The organism is Bacillus sp. JS (assembly GCF_000259365.1).
GTDB classification, from domain to species: Bacteria; Bacillota; Bacilli; order Bacillales; family Bacillaceae; genus Bacillus; species Bacillus stercoris.
Genome location: NC_017743.1, coordinates 2844028 through 2861191 on the forward strand (window position 1 = coordinate 2844028; position 17164 = coordinate 2861191).

Genomic DNA, 17164 nt, shown 5'->3' on the forward strand with positions numbered 1-17164 from the left:
TAGGCTTTTTCCTTGCTTAGTCCATGTTTTTGATCAGTTCTTCTCCGAACTCTGAACATTTCACTTCAGTCGCTCCATCCATTAATCTGGCAAAATCGTAAGTTACGACTTTAGAAGCGATTGTTTTTTCCATAGATTTGATAACCAAATCAGCCGCTTCGTTCCATCCTAAATGCTCAAGAAGCAGAACGCCTGAAAGAATAACTGAAGATGGATTTACTTTATCAAGGCCTGCATATTTAGGAGCCGTTCCGTGCGTCGCCTCGAAAATCGCATGTCCTGTTTCATAGTTGATGTTCGCTCCAGGAGCAATGCCGATTCCGCCGACTTGCGCAGCAAGGGCATCAGAAATGTAATCTCCGTTCAAGTTCATTGTCGCAACGACATCAAACTCGTTTGGACGCGTTAAGATCTGCTGAAGGAAAATGTCAGCAATGCTGTCTTTGATAATGATTTTTCCTGCTGCTTCCGCTTCGCTTTGCGCTTTGTTGGCAGCGTCTTTTCCTTGTTCTTCAGCAATGCGGTCATATTGAGCCCATGTGAAGACTTTATCTCCGTACTCTTTTTCAGCAAGTTCATAGCCCCAGTTTTTGAAGGCGCCTTCAGTGAACTTCATGATGTTTCCTTTATGAACAAGCGTTACGGATTTGCGGCCATGCTCGATTGCATAATCAATGGCAGCTCTGACTAAACGGCTTGTTCCTTCCTCGGAAACAGGCTTAATGCCAATACCTGATGTCTCAGGGAAACGGATTTTGTTGACGTTTAACTCATTTTGAAGGAAGCTGATAAGCTTTTGTACTTCTTCTGAGCCTTTTGCATACTCGATGCCTGCGTAAATATCTTCTGTATTTTCACGGAAGATGACCATATCAGTATCTTCAGGGCGTTTTACCGGTGACGGCACTCCAGTAAAGTATCTTACAGGTCTTAAGCAGACGAACAGGTCAAGCTCTTGTCTGAGTGCTACGTTCAAAGAACGGATACCGCCGCCGACAGGTGTCGTTAACGGGCCTTTAATCGCGATAAAATATTCGCGGATCACATCTAATGTTTCAGCAGGGAGCCACTCACCTGTTTTATTATAAGCCTTTTCTCCGGCATAAACTTCTTTCCATGTAATTTTCTTTTCGCCTTTGTATGCTTTTTCTACTGCTGCTTCCAAAACCTTCGAAGCCGCGTTCCAAATATCAGGACCGGTTCCGTCTCCTTCGATAAACGGGATAATCGGGTTGTTTGGTACGTTTAATACTCCGTTAGAGACTGTAATTTTTTCACCTTGTGCCACAATAAAAACCTCCCAGTATGTAATTCATATTTAGAAAACATTTTATTTTTCTTATATAGAAAACAAAATGATTTTTCTCAACATTCAATTTAAAGTGTAACTCAAATTTGATGTTCTGAACAAGAGGCTAACCTCATTGACGCAAGCCAGCCTCCAATGGTTCTTTAGGCTCTTTCTTCAATCGGAACGAATTTTTGTTTGTCAGGGCCTGTGTAATCTGCCCGCGGGCGGATCAGACGGTTGTTGTCATACTGCTCAAGAATATGAGCGAGCCACCCGGACATTCTGCTTATAGCAAAAATCGGTGTAAACAAATCATGGTCAATGCCGAGACTGTGATATACAGAAGCCGAATAGAAATCAACGTTAGGCGGAAGCTTTTTCTCTGATGTAACGATGTCTTCTATACGAATCGACATCTCATACCATTTGCTTTCACCCGTCAGGTTTGTCAGGCGCTTGCTCATTTCTTTCAGATGCTTCGCGCGCGGATCACCATGCTTATACACTCGGTGGCCGAATCCCATGATTTTTTCTTTCTTTTCAAGTTTAGCGCGGATGTACGGCTCAGCGTTTTCCACTTCACCGATTTCTGTCAGCATTTTCATAACGCCTTCATTCGCCCCGCCGTGCAGAGGCCCTTTAAGCGCACCGATTGCTGCAGTAATGCCTGAATAGATATCAGAAAGTGTCGCGACGCAGACCCTCGCTGTGAACGTTGACGCGTTCAGCTCGTGGTCAGCATGTAAAATCAATGCTTTGTTGAAGGCTTCAACCTCAATTGGTGAAGGCTCTTCACCGTTTAATGTGTAAAGAAAATTCTCCGCAATACCGTAATCTTCTCTCGGTTCTACAGGCTCAAGACCCTTGCGAATTCTGGAAAACGCTGCAACCAGGCCAGGCACCTTTGCCTGAAGGCGGATCGCCTTTCTGTAGTTGGCTTCCGGGTTCATGGTATCAGCCTCGCTGTCAAGCAGGCCTAATAATGAAATTGCTGTCCTAAGAGCAGCCATGGGATGAACATTTTCGAGGGAATAAGATTTGAAGTGCTCAATAATTTCTTGCGGAACGGCAGCTTCCTTTGCAAGCTGCTGCTTTAACTCTTCAAGCTCTTTTTTGTTTGGCAGCCTTAGATGCCAAAGCAAGTAGATGATTTCTTCAAAACTTGCATTCTCTGTCAAATCATCGATATCATACCCCACATATGTAAGGGTATCGTCAATAATAGAACTAACAGATGATGTTGTTGCTACAACCCCTTCAAGACCGCGTGTCGCTGTCATATATAACATCTCCTTTTCAATAAATTTCCCCTTTAAGAGTGTTGTAAAAACATGAGGCTTACTTAAAAAGCACGATGCAAGTATTTCTCTCCCCCAAAAAGAAAATGCTTACATTTTACTGGCTGCTAGTACTAAAACCCTTTGCTTATGAAAGAACATAACAAATTCTTATAAGCTTATTTAAGTTTAAGCCTATTCTCATTATAAACAATAATCAGACATTTGTTAAATGTTTACCTATAATTTTTTTTTTCATTCTGTGATTTCCCCGAAAAAACGCCTTTATTTGCGGGTTTTTGCATACGAAAAAAAGCGGCTTTAAGGCCGCTTTTTTCATGAAGTGAACAGTTTTACGATCTGCATGGCTAAATAAGCAATCCCCGCTCCGATCAGCGGGCCCACTGCTACTCCGCCAAAAAGCGCGACTGCGAGAATGGTCCCGATCACAAGGGCAGTTGTAATATGCGGGTCATTTTCCAGCAGAGTCAGGCCGTTTTTGGCAATCAGCGCCACTGCGATTCCCGCTCCCAAGGCGATCCATGCGTAGGAAGACCGCATTGCCTCTCCAAGCTGCTTAAATCCGATTTCTCCCGTGGCAATCGGGACAAGAACGGCGATGGTAATAATGGTCACACCCCAGTTAATGCCTTTTGACTGGATAGTTGGAAATAATTTCTGATCAAGTCCAACGATTTTGATGATCAAAAGGACGGATACAGCAAAAAGCAATGATTGGTTTTTTGCGATAAGTGCGATGGCCAAGAGTAAAATTAAAAATAAATTCGCTTGTGTAAACACATGCCATCCCTCCTTTAAGGTGAATGTATTCATATTCAGCCGCAGCGTGAATACATATAAAAAATAGGACATGCTGACGAGAGGAGGACCGTTTTCGTGAATCAATCTTATATTACTATTTTTTTCAGAACCCTCTTTGTCATATCAATTACCGCAGGGTCGATAGCTGCGGCCTATTATTCGTTTCCGTTAACTTATCCGTTCCTGATCGCACTTATTCTTTCATCAGTGATTCATCCTGTTGTCGATTATTTGGACAAAGTGACAGGATTCCCCCGAACGATAAATGTTCTGGGCGTGCTTGCTTTTTTTCTGCTCGCAGCCTTCGGCGTTCTCACCATTCTGGTAGCCGAAATCGTAACGGGTACAGCCTATCTAGCAAAAACGCTGCCTCCGCATATCAGCACGTTTATTTCCTATTGCGAAAAATTGTTTACAACTCATATTCAGCCGCTCTATAACGAGTTAACTCTTTTGTTTCAAGAATTGGAAACGAACCAGCAGGCTTCCATCGTCACCCACATCCAGACACTCGGTGATTCAGCCGCTAAAAATGCCGGGCTGCTGCTGTCCCACATTCTAGAAATGATCCCGAGGTTTTTCGCGCTTCTTCCCAATACGGCGGCGGTTCTGATTTTTTCTCTTCTGGCAACATTTTTTATGACAAAGGATTGGCATAAGCTGAAAGCCATGCTTGTTTTGCTTCTGCCGGATCGTGTGACAGCTAACAGTAAAGCGATCAGCAGCGAATTAAAAAAAGCAATGACTGGTTTTATCAAAGCACAAGCCGTCCTCGTTTTCATCACGATGGTGATTGTGTTTATCGGCCTTTCTCTCTTACAGGTTGAACATGCCGCAACAATCGCTTTTTTAATCGGGTTTGTTGATCTTCTCCCTTACTTGGGTGCGGGCTCCGTATTTGTGCCGTGGATTTTGTATTTATCGATTACAGGCCAGCTGCCCCAAGCGATCGGAATCGGCATACTGTATCTCGTCGTTCTTGTTCAGCGGCAGCTGACAGAACCTAAAATACTCAGTAAATCTATCGGGATCGATCCGCTGGCAACGCTCATCGCCCTGTTTGCCGGCTTTAAATTATTCGGGTTTTTAGGACTGATTGCCGGGCCGGCTGTTCTCGTCATTATCCAAGCTTTCATTACGACAGGCGCATTAAAGGAAGTATGGTCCTATATCACCGTTCAGCAAAAATAAAACAGCAGCCCATGTTACATGGCTGCCGTTTTTATTTGATGATGATCCGCTTATTCTTTGACATTCCTCTCAGCCATTTGAACAGAATTGGCTTACACCAGCCGCGGGTAAACGGGATAAGAAGACAGGCGCCGGCCAAATCTGATAAAAAGCCCGGAAGCATCAGCAATAGGCCGCCAATGAAAATGCATAGGCCGTCAGCAATCGCTTCTCCCGGCATTTTGCCATATTGAAGATCACGCTGAACCTTATAATACACTTCGGTTCCTTGTTTTTTTGCAGCTGCTGCTCCGATAATGCCTGTCAGAATCATTAAAAGAACTGTCGGCAAAATGCCAATCAGCTTGCCTGAAAAGAGGAATATGCCGATTTCTATTGCCGGAAACACAATAAAAAGCAAAAATAAAAATCTCATATCCAAGCCCCCCACACGTGTAACACGCCTCTGTTCAACATAAGGCAAGATAAAGAGAAAAGGAAGGGATTCCCCTTCCGTTTTCACCTGTGATTAAAGAACGCTCGCACGGCCTTGGTAGACTGCGCCTCTGGAAGCGTCAACTGTAATATCCTGGCCTTCTGTCAAAATAGATGTCGCATTTTCCAGACCAACGATAACCGGAATGCCGAGGCTCAATCCGACTACCGCAGCATGGCTTGTCAAGCCGCCTTCTTCTGTAATAAGAGCAGACGCTTTTTCAAGAGATGCAATCATATCACGGTCAGTGCTTTTGGTAACAAGTACCGCACCGTCAGTCATTTTTTGCTCAGCTTCTTTTGCATTTTGGGCAACGACAACCGTACCGTAAGCTGATTTGCGTCCAATGCCTTGGCCTTTAGCGATGATATCCCCGACAGTATAAACTTTCATTAAGTTCGTAGTGCCAGACTCACCGACAGAACCTGCCGTAATGACGATAAGGTCACCATGTTTTACAATTCCGCTGTTCAATGATTTTTGGACAGCATCCTCAAGCATCTCATCTGTTGAGCTTGCATTTTGGCCGCTTTCCGCGAATACGCCAGATACGAGGGCAAGCTTTCTGGAAATAGAGTCATTTACAGTAACCGCAACAATCGGTGCCTGCGGACGGTATTTTGCAATCATGCGTGCTGTATGGCCGCTTTCTGTCGGCGTTACGATCGCAGCAGCGCTCAGGTTAATCGCCGTATGCGCGACAGATTGTCCAATTGCGTCTGTAATTGTCATGCCTACTTGGTCTCTGCGTTTTGAGAGAATTTCTTTATAATTCAAAGCTTCTTCAGAACGGGACGCGATGTTATGCATGGTTTGAACGGCTTCAACCGGATAGCTTCCGGCAGCTGTTTCACCAGAAAGCATGATCGCATCTGTGCCGTCGAAGATCGCGTTTGCAACGTCACTTGCTTCCGCACGAGTCGGACGCGGGTTGCGCTGCATGCTGTCAAGCATTTGTGTCGCTGTGATAACAGGTTTGCCCAACGCGTTGCATTTTTTGATCAGTTCTTTTTGCACAAGCGGCACTTCTTCAGCCGGAATTTCCACGCCTAAGTCTCCGCGCGCAACCATTAAGCCGTCAGACACTTCGAGAATCGCATCGATGTTGTCAACGCCCTCTTGGTTTTCGATTTTAGGGATGATTTGAATATCCTGAGCGTTGTGCTCTTCAAGAAGCTCACGGATTTCAAGCACGTCCGTGGAACGTCGAATGAAAGATGGCGCGATGAAGTCTACTCCTTGCTCAATACCGAAAATGATGTCTCGCGCATCCTTCTCAGTAATACCCGGAAGATTGACACTTACGCCCGGTACGTTAACACCTTTTTTATTTTTCAGTGTTCCGTTGTTTAATACTTTTGTTTTGATTTCGCGTTTAGCGGCATCTACATCAAGTACCTCAAGACCGATAAGGCCGTCATCTAACAGAATCGTTGAACCTTGTGCAACGTCATCGACTAAACCTTCATATGTCACTGAAATTTTATCTGTTGTTCCTACAACCTCGTCCATTGAAATGATAAGCTCTTTGCCTGTTTCAAGCTCAATGCCGCCATTTTCCATTGTATGTGTGCGGATCTCAGGACCTTTTGTATCAAGCAGAATTCCAACGTTCTTGCCAAGTTTTTTGCTTGCTTCACGGATATTTTTAATTCTTGCACCGTGCTCCTCAAAATCTCCGTGAGAAAAGTTTAATCGAGCCACGTTCATTCCTGACTCCATTAATTTCGTAAGCATTTCAATACTTTCACTTGCTGGACCGATGGTACAAACAATTTTCGTTTTTCTCATTTGGTTCACTTCCTTCTGAAATCTTCAGCCTTCAGCTGCACATTAGATAGACAGTTCTTTTGAAAGCTGATACATGTTTTGCTCAACTGTGTGTTTTGTCTCCAATATTTCTATAATATCATGGTCTACAAGCTTATTGTTTTGTATACCTACACAGCGTCCGCCTTTTCCTTCAAGCAGCAGTTCAACTGCATATGCGCCGAGACGGCTTGCCAACACACGGTCAGCAGCACTCGGAGAACCTCCGCGCTGGATATGGCCCAATACAGATACCCTAGTTTCAAGATTTGTTTCTTCTTCAATGCGTTTCCCGAATTCAACCCCGCTGCCTACACCTTCGGCAACAATGATAATGCTGTGCTTCTTGCCGCGTTCGTGGCCGCGTTTTAAGCGGGCAATGATTTCGTGCATGTCATAGTCTGCCTCAGGGATTAAGATCGATTCCGCGCCCCCTGCAAGACCGGCCCACAATGCGATATCGCCGGCATGACGGCCCATTACTTCGATCACATATGTACGTTCATGAGAAGTCGCTGTATCTCGAATCTTATCAATTGCGTCAATTACTGTATTTAAAGCTGTATCGAAACCGATGGTAAAATCCGTGCCCGGAATGTCATTATCAATTGTACCCGGTACACCTACACATGGAAACCCGTGTTCCGTTAATTTTTTCGCACCCATATAGGAACCGTCTCCGCCGATAACAACAAGGCCTTCAATACCAAGCTTCTTCAAGTTTTCTATACCTTTTTCACGGCCTTCAACTGTTTTGAATTCAGGACATCTTGCCGTATAAAGCTTTGTGCCTCCGCGATGTATAATATCGCCTACTGATCCGAGTTCAAGCTTTTCAATCTTTCCGCTGATTAATCCTGCGTATCCGTTGTAAATACCGTAAACTTCAACGTCATGATAAATCGCTTTTCTGACTACTGCGCGAACTGCTGCGTTCATTCCCGGGGAATCCCCGCCGCTCGTTAATACCCCTATACGTTTCATTCTCCATTCACCTCAGCAACATATATGATTAAACATAACATGATCATTGCCCTAAAAACAATGAAAAGGGATCTCCATCCTCCCTATGAAACCTTACCTATTATACAATTAAATAAATCGTTTTTAAATAAAATTTAAGGAATGTCACAAAAAATAAACGTGAGCCAAAGGCTTCACGTTTATTTAGTTTACCCCGATATATTGATCTTCAACCGAGACTTTGCCAATCGCTTTATATTTTTCATAGCGCTGCTGAATTAATTCTTCTTCGCTCAGCTTCAACAAAGTTTTTAACGATTGTTTAAGGGTTTCGTCCATATAACTTGCCTGCAGCTTTACATCGTGATGCGCTCCGCCTTTTACTTCTTTAATCATATGATCTATAATACCTAATTCTTTTAAATCCGGCGCAGTGATTTTCATGGTTTCTGCTGCTTTTTTAGCAAGACTGGAGTCCTTCCATAAAAGTGCCGCGGCACCTTCTGGAGAAATAACAGAATAAGTAGAGTTTTCCAGCATATGCAAGTGGTTGCCTACACCCAGACCAAGGGCTCCGCCGCTTCCGCCTTCACCAATGACGATGCAGATAACAGGTACTCGGAGGCCGGCCATCTCAAATAGGTTTTTGGCAATGGCTTCGCTTTGTCCTCTTTCTTCCGCTGCTCGTCCAGGGTATGCCCCCTTCGTATCAATAAAACAGATAATCGGTCTATTAAATTTGTCAGCCTGTTTCATCAGACGCAGCGCTTTTCTGTAGCCTTCAGGATGCGGCATCCCAAAATTGCGGACAAGGTTCTCCTTCGTATCTTTCCCGCGCTGATGCCCGATTACCGTTACAGGAAGGCCGTGGAACTTCGCAATCCCGCCGACAATGGCTTCATCGTCACCGTATGCTCTGTCTCCATGACATTCAAAAAAGTCAGTAAACAGGTGTTCGATATAATCAAGCGTTGTCGGACGGTCAGCCAGACGTGCGATTTGGACCCGGTCCCATGGTTTCAGATTTTTGTAAATATCATCCTGAAGCTTAGCGAGACGGTCTTCCAGCCGTTCAATTTCCGCACTTAGATCCATATCGGAATCTTGGGTGAATTTTTTTAGTTCGGTGATTTTGTTTTGCAGTTCGATCACCGGTTTTTCAAATTCTAATCTTGGAGCCACTCAATGTCACCTCCTGTTTGATGCATATCCAGCAGATTTTCTAACGTTTTTTTCATATCGTCGCGATGAATAACCGCATCAAGCTGTCCATGTTTTAATAAAAATTCAGCTGTTTGAAAGTCCTCAGGCAGTTTTTCTCCTATTGTCTGTTCAATAATCCGTCTTCCGGCAAAACCGATCAGCGCGCCAGGCTCAGCGAAATTGTAATCGCCAAGAGATGCAAAGCTTGCTGATACGCCTCCAGTAGTCGGATGCGTCATCACAGAAATGATAAGACCCTGATCATCGCTGAACAGTTTTAACGCAGAGCTTGTCTTAGCCATCTGCATCAAACTTAATATGCCTTCCTGCATTCTAGCGCCGCCTGAAGCCGTAAAAATAATAAACGGAACTTTATCAGCTTTTGCTTTTTCAATCGCAAGCGTGATTTTTTCACCGACGACTGAACCCATGCTGCCCATTCTGAATGAAGAATCCATGACGGCGACAACAGCCGGGTGTCCTCCGATGGTGCCCTTACCTGTCACAACAGCCTCGTTTAAGGATGTTTTCTCGCGATCTTTTTCAAGCTTTTCCAGATATCCCGGGAAACCAAGCGGATTTTCCGACAGCATTCCCTGGTTGAATTCCTCAAAGGATTGTTCATCCATCAAGCTTTCGATACGCTGTTTTGCGTTCATTGGGAAATGATAATCGCAGTTCATGCATACCCGCATATTTTTATCCAACTCTTTAGTGAGCATGATTTTTTTACACTTAGGACATTTTGTCATAATGCCTTCCGGAACATCGTGCTTCGCTTGATCAGATGGTACGGAAGCATACTTTTTCTTTTTCGTGAATATATCCTTTAACAAATGATTACCTCCCTTTTGTGAAGGGTTCTCTTCACCGCATGTCATCAAACAGATAGACTTGCTAATAACTTTACCGAAACTATTGTACTTTTTTTGTCAAACGCTGTCATCCTCAATTCGACAACTTTTTATTCGATGACGTGCTCGGAAAGGCTGGGATGAAATCAGATAAGGTGTTGAAACGACAAGGTTGACAGCGTATTCAAAAATAATGTTAAACCCGGCTGAAATTTTTTTAAGGCCAACCCCCTAAAAAAATTTCAGCCGACAGTTTAACTTGAGAACAGCGCGCTGGTCTCCGCCAACGCGCTGCCATTTTTGGAACGAATTAAAATTATTCGCCAATAATCGTAAGTTTTCTTGTTTTTTCTGCGACTTCCTCAGGGTCAACAGTGATTCTTGCAACACCTGTTTCCATCGCAGCTTTTGCCACAGCCTTCGCAACAGCAGGCGCAACACGTTTATCAAACGGTGCAGGGATGACATAGTCTGCGCTAAGCTCATCTTCTGAAACCAGTGAAGCAATGGCTTCAACCGCTGCGATTTTCATTTCTTCGTTAATGTGAGTGGCACGAACGTCAAGCGCTCCGCGGAAAATACCAGGGAATGCAAGGACATTGTTTACTTGGTTCGGGAAGTCAGAACGTCCTGTTCCGATAACGCTTGCGCCGGCTTCACGCGCATCTTCCGGCATGATTTCCGGATTAGGATTTGCCATTGCAAAGATAATCGGATCTTTTGCCATGCTTTGAACCATTTCTTTTGTTAACGCACCCGCTACAGAAACACCGATAAATACGTCAGCATCAACGATGACATCTTTCAGAGAACCGTCTTTGCGGTCTTGGTTCGTGAATTTCGCCACTTCGTTTTTGACATCGTTCATGCCGTTCGGGCGCCCTTCATAAATGGCCCCTTTAGAATCGCACATCACAATGTCACGAACGCCGTAATGGTGAAGAAGCTTGATAATCGCAATGCCGGCCGCACCCGCGCCGTTTGCGACAACCTTAATGGATGACATTGATTTTCCAGACAGTTTCAGTGCGTTTACAAGACCTGCTACCGTTACAATGGCTGTACCGTGCTGATCATCATGGAAAACAGGGATGTTTGTTTCTTTTTTGAGGCGCTCTTCAATGATAAAGCAGTTTGGCGCTGCAATGTCTTCAAGGTTGACGCCGCCAAATGTCGGCTCAAGCAATTTAACAGTTTCTACGATTTTATCAACATCGTTTGTGTTTAAAGCAATCGGAAACGCATCTACGCCCGCAAAGCTTTTGAATAGAACGGCTTTTCCTTCCATAACAGGAAGCGCGGCTTCAGGGCCGATGTTTCCAAGGCCAAGCACAGCTGTACCGTCAGTTACAACTGCTACCATGTTCCCCTTCATTGTATAATCATATACTTTGTTAATGTCTTCATGAATATCCTTACACGGTTCTGCAACACCCGGAGAATACGCGAGGCTTAAATCTTTCGCGTTTCTGACCTCTACTTTTGATTTAGACTCCAGTTTCCCCTGGTTGACTTTATGCAGGTGTAATGCTTCTTCTCTTAATGACATTCTCTTAAACACTCCTTATGGATATTTTTTGATTCGTATACTGCTGCGTTGTTTGCTGCATTCTGCGGAGTAAAATCTATCTGAATATTTAAACAGGATCACATAATTGCTCCAATTGTATAACAAAAAGTGACTCGTTACCACTGTTTTAAAACGACGTTTTTTTGACCCAACAGCTCTTTTAAGCGATATAACACCTGGTGATCCGCATTGATATGAAACGACTCAGGAAGCTTAATCGTCTGTTTCTGCCTTTCATAATAGAGATAAACGCCTGTTTCCCCTTTATGCTCCAGCAAAATGCGCTTAATCTTCGCCAGGATCTCCTGGCTATGCTGACTGCTTTCTATTTTTATATAAACCGATGGCGCTTTTTCTGCATCCATATTTTCTAATAATTCTGCCCGGGACATGATGAATTGGATCTTATCTTGTCTTACTTCGCATTTCCCCGCTGTGAACAAAAGAGCGCCTTCTCTTAAAACGGGTGAAAGCTGTCTGAATTGTTCAGGGAAGACTACGGCTTCCATCTCGCCGGTTTCATCACTGAGCGTTAAAAACGCCATGTTTTGACCTGTTTTCGTCCGAATCGTTTTGATTTTCGACAGCAAAACGCCTAGCGAAAGCTGCCTTTTGACTGTCCGCTGAGCCTGCAGAATGGAGACTGCTCCGTGCGCAGCGAGCTGTTTTCGGAAGGCGGAGAGCGGATGATTTGAAAAATAAATGCCGAGCGTTTCCTTTTCAAATGCAAGTAAATCCACTAGCGGAAGCTCTTCCGTTTCCACATACTTCGGCTTAATTGAAAACGATTCCTCTAAAAACAATCCCATTTGGTCATCGTCCGCGGCGAATAGCTCAGCATGTTCCAAAGCAACATCAATGGATGCGAGCAGCGTGGCCCGGTTTTGGCCAAATTCGTCCATCGCACCAGAAAAAATAAGTGCTTCAAGCACTTTGCGATTTACGCTTTTTGACGGCACGCGAAAGCAGAAATCAAAAAGATCTTCAAATGGTTTCTCTTTCCTTGCTTTATATATATCTTTGACTGCTGAGACGCCTACACTTTTTATGGCGCGGAGGCTGTACCTGACAGATCCGTCTTCAACTGTAAACGGAAAACTGCTTTTATTCACTGACGGAGGAAGGATACGAATCCCGCTCCCCTTTGCTTCGTAAAGATATTGAGAAATTTTATCCTCATTGCCAATGACGCTTGTCAGCAATCCGCACATAAAATATAACGGATAATGAGCTTTCAAATACGCAAGCTGGCACCCGATCATGCTGTATGCCACCGCATGGCTTCGGTTAAAGCCATAGTTTGCGAATTTGACGATTAAATCGTAGACTTCATTTGCAGTGTCTACAGAATACTCCTTTTTTAAGCACCCTTCAACAAAATGGCTTCGCTCTCTGTCTAAGATTTCTTTTTTCTTTTTGCTGACAGCCCTTCTCAATAGGTCTGCTTCGCCTAAAGAAAACCCCGCCATGCGGGAAGCAATCATCATAATTTGTTCCTGATACACTATAACGCCATATGTATCTTCCAAAATGCTCCTTAAATCCTCATGAGGATAATGGACAGGCGCCCGTCCGTGTTTACGGTCAATAAATAACGGAATATTTTCCATCGGACCGGGCCGGTACAGCGCATTGACCGCCACAATATCCTCGAGGCCTGAAGGTTTTAGCCGCTTCAGGACGCTTCTCATCCCTGCAGATTCGAGCTGGAAAATCCCTGTCGTATCCCCTTTGGACAGCAAGGAGAACGTTTTATCATCGCTGTAGGAAATACTTGAAAGATCTATTTTGATGTTTTCTTCTTTTTCAATCATTGAAGTGATGGATTCAATCAGCGTCAGATTCCTCAAGCCTAAGAAATCCATTTTTAAAAGGCCCAAGTCTTCAAGATGATCCATCGCATATTGCGTTAAATAGATCCCTTCATGCCCTTCCTGAAGCGGAACAACATCTGTTAACGGTTCTTCACTTAGGACAACGCCTGCTGCGTGGGTGGATGCATGCCTTGGCAGCCCTTCTATTTTTCGGGCAATTGTATAGACTTGCTGAAGCAGGCTTGACTCCCGAAGCCGCTTATCCAGCTGCGGTGACTGCTGTCTCGCTTCATCCAGCGTCATGCCCGGTCTTGAAGGAATGAGTTTTGCAAGCTGATCTGCCTCCTTCGGGCTGACGCCAAATACTCTGCCGACGTCCCGAAGCGCCGCCTTTGCCGCAAGTGTTCCAAAGGTGATAATCTGTGCGACGTGCATCGCACCGTATTTCTGCTGAACATATTGAATGACTTCATCCCTTCTTGTATCGGGAAAATCAATATCAATATCCGGCATGCTGATGCGTTCGGGATTTAAAAATCTCTCAAACAGAAGGTGATGCTTAATCGGGTCTACATCTGTTATATACAGCACATATGCCACAAGAGAGCCAGCCGCAGAACCCCGTCCCGGTCCTGTAACAATCCCTTTTTCATGGGCGTGCTTCATAAAATCCCATACGATCAGAAAGTAATCGCTGAACTTCATCCGCTTGATGACATCAAGCTCATATTGAAGTCGGCGAAGGTATCGTTCATCAGGCGTGCCGAAACGGCTGCGGAGTCCCTCCATACAGATACCCGTTAGATAATCATCAGCGGGCGTTCCGTCTGGGGTCGGAAAAGACGGCAGACGAGTCTGCCCGAGGCTGACGTCAACTCGGCATTGTTCCGCGATCTCCACAGAAGCTTGCAATGCCTCTGGATGCTCTCGATAAATGTTTTGCATTTCTTCAATTGGTTTAAAATCGAGATCAGGCAGAACTTCAGCAGGTGCATCCGTCAGCTTTTCCCCCGCTTTAATCGCTTTCAGACAACGGTAGGCAGCCTTATCTTCCTTCCTTATGTAGTGCACGTCGCCTGTGGCCGTAACAGGGATACCCGTTTCCTCTGACAGCTTTAGAATCTGTTCAGACAAGATTTGATTCCCTTTAAAAGGCTGATAGGAGAAATAAAAGGCTCCCTTTCCGAATATAGACTGAAACTCCAGCGAAGCTTGAGCGGCCTGTTCGAACAGGCCTCCTTCAAGAAGCGTCTCAATATATCCTTTTTCGCCGGGCGTTATTGCGATAATGCCTTCTCGATAACTGTGAAGCCATTTCGGCTTCAGCCCGCCTTTTGATTTAGATTGCAGAACGCTGCTGATTTTCAGCAGGTTTTGATAGCCTGTATTTGATTTTGCCAGCAGGACGAGCGGGTAGGCTTCAAGCTCGCTGTCATCTGTAAAAACAGAAGCCGTCAAACCGATTATCGGGTTAATCCCTTTCGCCTTGCAAGCTTTATAAAATTGAATAGCTCCGTACATGACATGATCATCTGTCAGCGCCAAAGACGCATATCCGAGCCTGTCAGCTTCACTGACGAGCTCTTCCACAGCCGCGGCGCTGTTTAGCAGGCTGTACCCGCTATGTACTTGCAGGTGAACAAAAGACATGCTATCACCTCTTTCTCATTACGATCCATTTCTTTCTTCATTATAAGGCCGGTTTCCAAAAGAAACAAATGTTCTTTTTTGACTCATCATCATACTTGTCCTGAAAGCTCAATATGATATAAAAGGTGAGGTGATAAAGATGGATCAGGAAGCAGGATTTATGGTGAATTTTATCAATAGCTACTTCATTGCGTTAGGGGTGCTGATCGGGGGCGCACTCATTGGAGGGCTCGGAGCATATTTGGCGGGCGAACCCCCGCTTACAGCCATTACAAAGCTTGCGAACCGGTTAAAAATTTGGGCGCTTGTTGCAGCTATCGGGGGCACCTTTGATGCGGTATACAGCTTTGAACGCGGCATACTCGAAGGCAATACGAGAGATATCTTTAAGCAGCTTCTTTTGATTATTTCAGCCATGGGAGGCGCGCAAAGCGGCTGGCTCATTATATCATGGCTGACCCAGGAGCATCTTTCTTCATGAGGGTCCCACAGCATTACAAAAAACCGGGGTGGCAGCGTTTTTTCGCGGGAATGATGTGCGGAGCCGTAATCAGCTGGTTCTTTTTCCTGTTTACTTACGGAACATTTCAAGAGGAGCAGGTCAGCCTCATCGAAAAACAAAAAGAGCATGTAAAAGACTTGAACAATCAAATTTCGATCTATCAGGAAGACCTCCATAAACTGAATGAAGATAATAAAAGAAAACTGCTGATTCAAAGCGTCAGCGTTAAGTTGCTGAATGGGGATAAATATAAAATATCGCAGCCGGATAAAACGAAATTCGAGGAGCATGTAAAGGATGATATTTCAGAGGTCATTACCAAAGACATAGAAAGCGTCTATCAAACAAAGGATCTTTTGAAACGGACAATTGAAAATAAAGTCTATATGATCAATGAAAAAAAATACGAGGCAACCGTCAAAGAATTGATTATTTATACGAGGCTGACAGTAGAACTTGAAATATCATTCGCCACATAATTATGGATTTTTTTTAAATTCTCCAAACTTCTGTCGCTTTTTCCCATTCTTTTTTATAAACTATATGTGAGGCTTAATGGCGAAAGGAAGGAGGAAAGGGAAATGGAGGTTTACAGTGACCGTCAGTTAGCAAAAGATCAAGCAGCCCGTCTCAGACAAGGTTTTTCTGCATATGCCGAAACAAACTCACTCGCTTCCCTCATTAAAAAAGAACTTCAATCTCACAATCTCCAAGTCTACGAGGACCTTACTGATTTCGGCTGCTGGTTCATCCCCGTCACAGATGAACACTAAGAGAGAGGGTCTCCCCTCTACTCGTGTTCTTTACATAATGTTTCCAGATCAGCTAAAATCCGATCGGCTTCATCCCAGCTGTAAATAGAGGCGCCGGCAGCAAACGGATGCCCTCCGCCGTTATATTTGCGGGCAAGTCCGTTAATGACAGGCCCCTTCGAACGGAATCTGACTCTGATTTGATCGTCTTCTTCTACGAAAAACACCCAAGCGCGGATACCTGAGATATTGCCAAGCGTCCCGACAAGTTGCGACGCTTCAGAAGCTGTTGTGCCGAATTTTTCAAGCGTATCCTTTTTGATGAAAACAGAAGCGGCGCCGTTTTCGGACAAAGACACATTTTGAAAGATAAAGCCGTTAAGCTTCACCACATTCAGTTTTGTTTCATACAATTGATTAAACAACTCTGAGGAAGAGAATGGATACTGAATGAGCTCGCCTGCATATTTTAATGTTTTTTCCGTGGTATTCGGAAATAAAAAGCGTCCGGTATCTCCGACAATGCCGGCATAGATCAGCTCTGCCGCTTTCGTATTCAGCTTCCAGCCGTGCTCTTTTCCTTCTAAATACAGCTCGTAAATCATTTCACTTACTGAGCTGGCGCTTGTATCGACCCAAAGAAGGTCACCGTACGGATCTTCGTTCGGATGGTGGTCGATTTTCATCAGTTTGGCGCCTGAAGGATAACGCTGATCGTCGATTCTTTCCTGATTTGCCGTATCGCAGACAATGACAAGTGCGCCTTCATATGTTTCATTGTCCACCTCATCAAGGGAATATAAGAAGGAAAGGGACGGTTCAGGCGTGCCAACCGCAAAAATATTTTTTTCAGGATATGTTTCACGCAAGATTTCCGTAAGCCCGCACTGTGATCCGTAGGCATCCGGATCAGGACGCACATGTCTATGTAAGATAATCGTGTCATATAATGATATGGTTCTGATCAGTTCTGTTTTCATTTGATTCTCCT

General features: G+C 44.5%; 15 protein-coding genes. 4 read left to right on the top strand and 11 right to left on the bottom strand.

What is annotated here, in order from left to right:
• Nucleotides 1-16: 16 nt before the first annotated feature.
• The 3 genes from icd to MY9_RS14455 all read right to left on the bottom strand — a co-directional run bounded on the left by icd (nucleotide 17) and on the right by MY9_RS14455 (nucleotide 3369).
• Nucleotides 17-1288, bottom strand: a complete 1272-nt coding sequence (icd, locus tag MY9_RS14445) for an NADP-dependent isocitrate dehydrogenase (RefSeq protein ID WP_003229433.1) — start codon at nucleotides 1286-1288, stop codon at nucleotides 17-19.
• A 164-nt stretch (nucleotides 1289-1452) separates the two neighbouring features.
• The gene (gene citZ, locus MY9_RS14450; RefSeq protein ID WP_014664943.1) at nucleotides 1453-2571 is read right to left on the bottom strand and encodes a citrate synthase; all 1119 of its coding nucleotides are present in this window, start codon (nucleotides 2569-2571) and stop codon (nucleotides 1453-1455) included.
• Between the two features lie 333 nt (nucleotides 2572-2904).
• Nucleotides 2905-3369, bottom strand: a complete 465-nt coding sequence (locus MY9_RS14455) for a DUF441 domain-containing protein (RefSeq protein ID WP_004398695.1) — start codon at nucleotides 3367-3369, stop codon at nucleotides 2905-2907.
• Nucleotides 3370-3465: 96 nt separating this feature from the next.
• Here MY9_RS14455 and ytvI point away from each other — a divergent pair, with 96 nt between their 5' ends.
• A complete protein-coding gene (gene ytvI, locus MY9_RS14460) occupies nucleotides 3466-4581 on the top strand; it encodes a sporulation integral membrane protein YtvI (RefSeq protein WP_014664945.1) in 1116 nt (371 codons plus the stop codon).
• Between the two features lie 31 nt (nucleotides 4582-4612).
• Here ytvI and MY9_RS14465 read toward each other — a convergent pair whose 3' ends face one another.
• The 7 genes from MY9_RS14465 to dnaE form a co-directional block, all read right to left on the bottom strand.
• Nucleotides 4613-4996: an FxsA family protein gene (locus MY9_RS14465; protein ID WP_014664946.1), complete on the bottom strand. Its 384-nt coding sequence runs from the start codon at nucleotides 4994-4996 to the stop codon at nucleotides 4613-4615.
• A gap of 93 nt (nucleotides 4997-5089) precedes the next feature.
• Nucleotides 5090-6847 (bottom strand): pyruvate kinase, encoded by a 1758-nt coding sequence (gene pyk, locus MY9_RS14470; protein ID WP_014664947.1) that lies wholly within the window; start codon nucleotides 6845-6847, stop codon nucleotides 5090-5092.
• Nucleotides 6848-6889: 42 nt separating this feature from the next.
• Nucleotides 6890-7849, bottom strand: a complete 960-nt coding sequence (gene pfkA / locus MY9_RS14475; RefSeq protein WP_003237788.1) for a 6-phosphofructokinase — start codon at nucleotides 7847-7849, stop codon at nucleotides 6890-6892.
• Nucleotides 7850-8032: 183 nt separating this feature from the next.
• Nucleotides 8033-9010 (bottom strand): acetyl-CoA carboxylase carboxyl transferase subunit alpha, encoded by a 978-nt coding sequence (gene accA, locus MY9_RS14480; protein WP_014664949.1) that lies wholly within the window; start codon nucleotides 9008-9010, stop codon nucleotides 8033-8035.
• Complete coding sequence (accD, locus tag MY9_RS14485) at nucleotides 8995-9867, bottom strand: acetyl-CoA carboxylase, carboxyltransferase subunit beta (RefSeq protein WP_014664950.1); 873 nt, start codon at nucleotides 9865-9867, stop codon at nucleotides 8995-8997. The genes accA and accD overlap by 16 nt, the downstream gene beginning before the upstream one ends.
• Nucleotides 9868-10201: 334 nt before the next feature.
• Nucleotides 10202-11434 carry an NADP-dependent malic enzyme gene (gene maeB, locus MY9_RS14490; protein WP_014664951.1) on the bottom strand — a complete coding sequence of 411 codons (1233 nt, stop codon included), beginning with the start codon at nucleotides 11432-11434 and terminating at the stop codon, nucleotides 10202-10204.
• Nucleotides 11435-11571: 137 nt separating this feature from the next.
• A complete protein-coding gene (gene dnaE / locus MY9_RS14495; protein ID WP_014664952.1) occupies nucleotides 11572-14919 on the bottom strand; it encodes a DNA polymerase III subunit alpha in 3348 nt (1115 codons plus the stop codon).
• Nucleotides 14920-15058: 139 nt separating this feature from the next.
• Here dnaE and ytrH point away from each other — a divergent pair, with 139 nt between their 5' ends.
• The 3 genes from ytrH to MY9_RS14510 all read left to right on the top strand — a co-directional run bounded on the left by ytrH (nucleotide 15059) and on the right by MY9_RS14510 (nucleotide 16194).
• On the top strand, nucleotides 15059-15400 hold the full coding sequence (ytrH, locus tag MY9_RS14500; RefSeq protein WP_003229410.1) for a sporulation membrane protein YtrH: 342 nt from the start codon (nucleotides 15059-15061) through the stop codon (nucleotides 15398-15400).
• Nucleotides 15397-15900, top strand: a complete 504-nt coding sequence (gene ytrI / locus MY9_RS14505; protein WP_014664954.1) for a sporulation membrane protein YtrI — start codon at nucleotides 15397-15399, stop codon at nucleotides 15898-15900. The genes ytrH and ytrI overlap by 4 nt, the downstream gene beginning before the upstream one ends.
• Nucleotides 15901-16002: 102 nt before the next feature.
• Complete coding sequence (locus MY9_RS14510) at nucleotides 16003-16194, top strand: hypothetical protein (RefSeq protein WP_003229407.1); 192 nt, start codon at nucleotides 16003-16005, stop codon at nucleotides 16192-16194.
• 17 nt (nucleotides 16195-16211) lie between these two features.
• Here MY9_RS14510 and nrnA read toward each other — a convergent pair whose 3' ends face one another.
• On the bottom strand, nucleotides 16212-17153 hold the full coding sequence (gene nrnA, locus MY9_RS14515; RefSeq protein WP_014664955.1) for a bifunctional oligoribonuclease/PAP phosphatase NrnA: 942 nt from the start codon (nucleotides 17151-17153) through the stop codon (nucleotides 16212-16214).
• Between the last annotated feature and the right edge of the window lie 11 nt (nucleotides 17154-17164).